The organism is Pseudomonas sp. NPDC089534 (assembly GCF_044749305.1).
GTDB classification, from domain to species: Bacteria; Pseudomonadota; Gammaproteobacteria; order Pseudomonadales; family Pseudomonadaceae; genus Aquipseudomonas; species Aquipseudomonas ekonensis.
The window spans coordinates 1-5,838 of record NZ_JBIVHR010000166.1 but is presented as its reverse complement, the minus strand read 5'-3'; the positions used below and the strand labels follow the sequence as shown (position 1 = coordinate 5,838).

Here is a 5,838-nt window from a genome sequence, read left to right as displayed (position 1 = left end):
GCAGCCGCTTCGAACCGTTGATGGTGCTGTACCTGACCGACCGCACCCAGCCTGACCAAACCGATCAAGCCGCGCCACCTGATCACCACCGTGCGCAACCGCGCCGCCCGCGCGCGCAACCTCAAGGCGCGGATGGTGCGCGACAGCCTCACCGGCCTGTACAACCACACCCATATCCTGCAACTGCTGGAAGACTGCTCGTTCCGCGCCCGCCGCGAGGGCAAGCCGCTGAGCTTCGCCATGCTCGACATCGACCACTTCAAGCGGGTCAACGACAGCCACGGCCACCCGATGGGCGACCGGGTGATCAAGAGCTTGGCGCTGTTCCTCAAGCAGCGCCTGCGCAAGACCGATTTCATCGGCCGCTACGGCGGCGAGGAATTCGCCATCGTCATGCCCGACACCGACCTGGCCGCCGCGCACAACGTGCTCGACGAGATCCGCCAGCGCTTCGCCGAGATCCATTACCCGGCGCAGCCGCAGGATCTGTGGTGCACCTTCAGCGCAGGCGTCGTGGAGATGGGCGAAGACTCCGACAGCCTGATGATGGCCAGCCAGGCCGACGAGGCGCTGTACCGCGCCAAGGGCGAAGGACGCAACCGGGTGCAGGTCGCCCGGGACTCAAAGCAAAGTGCCACTTTTTCATCGGATTCCACCGATTCGGTCATAACCCTGTAACAGAACCGCAATAAATTCAGGCGCTTACCATTTCTGCCGTTGGTAGCCGTCATGCGCCTGAAGTTGCTCACCAATCTCAACACGCTGTTGCTGGTCGCCGTGTGCCTGGCCCTCGGCGCCACGCTGTGGTGGTCGCAAAAGGCGCTGGAGCGCCCCTACCTGCTGATGGAGCGCTACCTGGGCCTGTCGCAGCGCTTTCAGAACGATGCGGCGCGCAACGTCGAGGACTACCTCGCCAGCGGCGACGCCCTGCGCCTGAGCAGCGCCGCCGCCGCAATCGACAGCCTGCAAAGGGAAATCGGCGAACTGCCGCCCGCCCTGGCCGACACCCTGCGCCCGAGCCTTTCGGGCCTGGACGAGTTCAGCAAGACCGACCTGTTGGCGGCCGGCAAACTGGCGGGCGACCCGCAGGCGCTGCTGGTGCAGGCCGAGCGCGAACTGAGCGCCAGCCTCGACCAGCTCAGCACCTACGCCAGCGGCAATGCGGCGTACCTGCTGCCGCTGCTCAACGCGGCGCAGCACCTGGGCAAACTGTCGCTGGCCCGGGACAAACTGGTCAGCAGCGGCCGCAGCGAACTGGCCGCCGACGTCGAACGGGAAGTCGCCAACCTCCGCGCCCAGGCCCAGGCCATCGATGCCCTGCCCTTGCTCGGCGTGGTCAGCCGGAGCGAGTCCGGCAGCGACGACTTCGCCGCGATGATGGGCATCGAAAGCACCGAAAAGGCCGCCGCCGAAGACGCCGGCGTCGGGCTCAAGCGTGAGCTCAACAGCCTGCTCGGACGCTATCCGGCGGAGCTCGCGCGTACCCGCGAGCAGATCCAGAAGCGCACGGACCTGGCCGCCGCGACCCACCAGAAGATCGCCGCCGTCCAGCAGGCCATCGCCGGGCTGGAACCGGCCGTGCGTGCCCAGCACGGCCAGATCCAGGGCGAGGTGCGGCTGATGCAGGGCGTGATGATCGGCCTGATCCTGCTGATCGCGTTGCTGATCGACACCTTGCAGCGGCGCCTGGCCCGCACCCTGACCAATCTCGCGCCGGCGCTGTCGACCTGGGCCGAAGGCGATTTCAGCCGCGACATCCACCTGGGCAAGACCAACCGCGAACTGCACGACATCGAAGCCTCGCTCAACCGCCTGCGCGCCTATCTGGTGGATCTGGTCGGCACCATCCGCGGCAACGCCGAGCAGGTGGCCGGCAGCAGCCGCACCCTGGCCGAGCTGAGCAACGACCTGCACAGCGGCGCCGAACACCAGGCCGGCGACACCGCGCTGATCCGCGATTCCCTCAGCGAACTGGAAGCGACCATCCAGCAAGTGGCGGGCGACGCCCGCCAGGCCGCCGACGCCAGCCGCCATGCCGGACAGGCGGTCGAGCACGGCCAGCAAGTGATCGGCCAAAGCCTCACCGGGCTGCATGCGCTGGTCGGCGAGGTGCAAGGCAACGCGCAGATGATCGAACACCTGGCGGAGGAGTCCGCCACCATCGGCGGCGTGCTGACGGTGATCCGTTCGATCGCCGACCAGACCAACCTGCTGGCCCTCAACGCCGCCATCGAAGCGGCCCGGGCCGGCGAGATGGGCCGCGGCTTCGCCGTGGTGGCCGAGGAGGTCCGTTCGCTGGCGCAGCGCACCGCCGGGGCCACCGCCGAGATCCAGACGCTGATCGCCGGCCTGCAGGCCGCAGCCCGCCAATCGGTCGAAGGCATGCGCGCCCAGGTCGAGCACGCCGAAGCCACGGCCAACCAGGCCCAGGCGGCGGACGGCGCGCTGGACAAGATCGTCGGCGCGATCCAGACCATCGCCGAGACCGCCGTGCGCATCGCCGACGTCACCGCCCAGCAGAGCGGCGCGGTCAGCGAGATCCGCGACCACAGCGAACGGATCCACCAGTTGGGCGGCGACAACCTGCTGCGCATCGGCCAAGGACGCGAGCAAGGTGAAAACCTGCTGGAGCTGGGCGGGCAACTGCATACGGCGGTGCAGGCTTTCCGCGTCTGAGATGTGACAATCGGCACCGGCCCATTTGAGGTGGAGGGGCTTTCCGTGGCGAGGGAGCTTGCTCCCGCTCGGCTGCGCAGCAGCCGCCCGGCCATAGTTGCAGGGGTGCTACGCCCCCCAGCGGGAGCAAGCTCCCTCGCCACAAGCAAACGCCCTTGCCGCAAAAGACCGATCCGGCGGACTCCGCTATCATTCCCGCATCCTCAAAACGCGAGACTGTCATGCGCCGCCTGCTTTGCCTCCTGCTCTTGATCCTTGCCCTGCCGGCCGGCGCCGCCGGGCTGTTCGACAGCAAACCCAGCGCCTCCCTGAGCTCGATCAACAACAGCGCCGACTTCCTGCCGGTGCGCGAAGCCTTCCGGCTGAGCCTGGTCGAAAGCACGCCGCAGTCGGTCAAGCTGCGTTTCGTCGCGACCGAGGGCTACTACCTCTACCGTCACCGCTTCCAGTTCCGCGCCGATCCGGCCGACGTGAAGCTGGGCGGCGCGCAGTTGCCGCCGGGCGAGCAGAAGCACGACGAGTACTTCGGCGATGTCGAGGTCTACCACGGCATCCTCGACGTCGAGCTGCCACGCAGCGATGCCCGCGCCTTCAACCTTGCCGTGACCTATCAGGGCTGTGCCGACAAGGGCCTGTGCTACCCCCCGGAAACCGAACGCCTGAGCATCGACGGCGACGCGGCGCCGGCAAGCCCCACCAGCGCAACCGCAACATGGGACTGGAAGGACCTGGCGCTGTTCTTTCTCGCCGGCCTGGGCCTGACGTTCACGCCGTGCGTGCTGCCGATGCTGCCGATCCTTTCCGGCGTGGTGCTGCGCGGCCAGGTCGGCGGGTTGCGCGGCTTCAACCTGTCGCTCGCCTATGTGCTGCCGATGGCGGCGTGCTTCGCCCTGCTGGGGGCGCTGATGGGGTTGTTCGGCGCGCAGCTCAACCTGCAGGCGCGGCTGCAGTCGGCCTGGGTGCTGGTGCCGTTCGCGCTGTTCTTTGCGGTGTTCGCCCTGGCGATGTTCGGCGTGTTCGAGCTCAAGCTGCCGCACTTCATCAGCAGCCGCCTCGACCGCATTGCCGGGCGCACCGAAGGCGGTTCGCTGTGGGGCGCGGCGGTGCTGGGCGTGGTGTCGAGCCTGCTGGTGTCGCCGTGCGTCTCGGCGCCGCTGGCCGGTGCGCTGCTTTATATAAGCGCCAGCGGCGATGCCCTGGGCGGCGGGCTGAAGCTGTTCATGCTCGGCCTGGGCATGGGCGCGCCGCTGTTGCTGGTCGCCACCGGCGGCGCGGCGTGGCTGCCGAAAAGCGGGCCGTGGATGATGTACGTGAAGAACGGCATCGGCGTGCTGTTGCTGGGGCTGTCGATCGGGCTGCTCGGCCGCGTGCTGCCGGGTCAGGTCACGCTGCTGCTGATCGGGCTGCTGGCCGGCGGCGTGGGCCTGTTCCTCGGCGCGCTGGAGTTCGTCTACAAGCCGCCGCGCAAACGCCTCGGCCAGTTGCTGGGGATGTTCCTGCTGTTCTATGCGCTGGCCTGCTGGTACGGCGCGTTCAGCGGCCAGACCGACCCGCTGAACCCCATTGCCCCGCGCATCGCCCAAAGCGACGCGCCGGCGCAGGACAGCGGCCGGTGGCAAACCGTCAGCACCCCGGCGGAGCTGGACCGCGTGCTGCTCGAGGCGAAAGCCGCCGGCACCCCGCTGCTGCTCGACTGGTACGCCGACTGGTGCATCAGCTGCAAGGTCATCGAACACGAAGTGCTCAACGACGCCACGGTCATGGAGCGGCTCAAGGGCTACCGGCTGATCCGCTTCGACATCACCGCCAGCAATGCCGAACAGCGCACCCTGCTCGACCGCTACACGCTGTTCGGCCCGCCGGCGCTGATGTTCTTCGGCAAGGACGGGGCCGAGCGCCGCGATGTGCGGGTGATCGGCGAGATCGGCGCCGCCGGCTTCATCGAGCGGATCCGCCAGGCGGATGACCGGATTTAATCACTCGGTCACATATTTTGCGCAAACATCGGACATCGTGCTGGCTATTGCAGGGAACTAGACAGTCACAAAGTCTTTGCGGCATAGTCGCCGGGTTCTGACGAAGGCTCACCCAAGACAAGGAACACGCAGATGGCAACGCTACTGGTGCTGCACGGCCCCAACCTGAACCTGCTCGGCACCCGGGAACCGGGCACCTACGGCTCGACCACCCTGGCGCAGATCAATCAGGACCTGGAGCGCCGCGCCCGCGAGGCCGGCCATCATCTGCTGCACCTGCAAAGCAACGCCGAGTACGAATTGATCGACCGGATCCACGCCGCCCGCGATGAAGGCGTGGACTTCATCCTGATCAATCCAGCAGCTTTTACGCACACAAGTGTCGCATTACGTGACGCGCTGCTGGCGGTGAGCATCCCATTCATCGAAGTGCACCTGTCCAACGTGCACAAACGCGAACCTTTCCGCCATCACTCCTACTTCTCCGATGTAGCGGTTGGAGTGATCTGCGGCCTTGGCGCCAGCGGTTACAGACTGGCCCTGGAGGCCGCCCTAGAGCAGCTTGAACAACAAGCTAAACGCCCCTGACCGACCCTTGGGAGTTGATGATTCATGGATATCCGTAAAGTTAAGAAACTGATCGAATTGCTGGAAGAGTCCGGCATCGACGAGCTCGAGATCAAGGAAGGCGAAGAGTCAGTACGCATCAGCCGCAACAGCAAGGTTGCGCCGCAGCAGTACTACGCGCCGGCGCCTGCTCCGGTCGCGGCCCCTGCGCCAGCCGCTCCTGCCGCCGCCCCTGTGGCTGCCGCACCGGCCGCCGCTGCCGCTCCAGCGCTGAACGGCACCGTTGCCCGTTCGCCGATGGTCGGCACCTTCTACCGCAAGGCTTCGCCAACCTCGCCGGCCTTCGTCGAAGTCGGCCAGACCGTGAAGAAAGGCGACACCCTGTGCATCGTCGAAGCCATGAAGATGATGAACCACATCGAAGCGGAAACCAGCGGTGTGATCGAGTCCATCCTCGTTGAAGACGGCCAGCCGGTTGAGTTCGACCAACCGATGTTCACCATCGTTTGAACTGCGGAGAGCCTATGATGACTGCGAAGATGGAAAAAGTTCTGATCGCTAACCGCGGAGAGATCGCCCTGCGGATTCTGCGAGCCTGAAAAGAGATGGGCATCAATAC

The 5,838-nt window shown here is 66.5% G+C and carries 4 protein-coding genes and 2 pseudogenes; all 6 read left to right on the top strand.

Going from position 1 to position 5,838, the window contains the following annotated elements; all coding sequences use genetic code 11:
* Positions 1–51: 51 nt before the first annotated feature.
* Positions 52–678: pseudogene (locus ACIP0B_RS27710) on the top strand (GGDEF domain-containing protein); the annotation flags it as partial.
* A gap of 51 nt (positions 679–729) precedes the next feature.
* Positions 730–2,676 carry a methyl-accepting chemotaxis protein gene (locus ACIP0B_RS27705; RefSeq protein ID WP_400838233.1) on the top strand — a complete coding sequence of 649 codons (1,947 nt, stop codon included), beginning with the start codon at positions 730–732 and terminating at the stop codon, positions 2,674–2,676.
* Positions 2,677–2,897: 221 nt separating this feature from the next.
* Entirely contained in the window at positions 2,898–4,652 is a 1,755-nt protein-coding gene (locus tag ACIP0B_RS27700) for a protein-disulfide reductase DsbD (protein ID WP_400838230.1), read from the top strand.
* 132 nt (positions 4,653–4,784) lie between these two features.
* The gene (aroQ, locus tag ACIP0B_RS27695) at positions 4,785–5,240 is read left to right on the top strand and encodes a type II 3-dehydroquinate dehydratase (RefSeq protein WP_400838227.1); all 456 of its coding nucleotides are present in this window, start codon (positions 4,785–4,787) and stop codon (positions 5,238–5,240) included.
* Positions 5,241–5,264: 24 nt separating this feature from the next.
* The gene (gene accB / locus ACIP0B_RS27690; protein WP_400838224.1) at positions 5,265–5,729 is read left to right on the top strand and encodes an acetyl-CoA carboxylase biotin carboxyl carrier protein; all 465 of its coding nucleotides are present in this window, start codon (positions 5,265–5,267) and stop codon (positions 5,727–5,729) included.
* A gap of 17 nt (positions 5,730–5,746) precedes the next feature.
* A pseudogene (locus tag ACIP0B_RS27685) lies at positions 5,747–5,815 on the top strand (biotin carboxylase N-terminal domain-containing protein); the annotation flags it as partial.
* Positions 5,816–5,838: the final 23 nt, after the last annotated feature.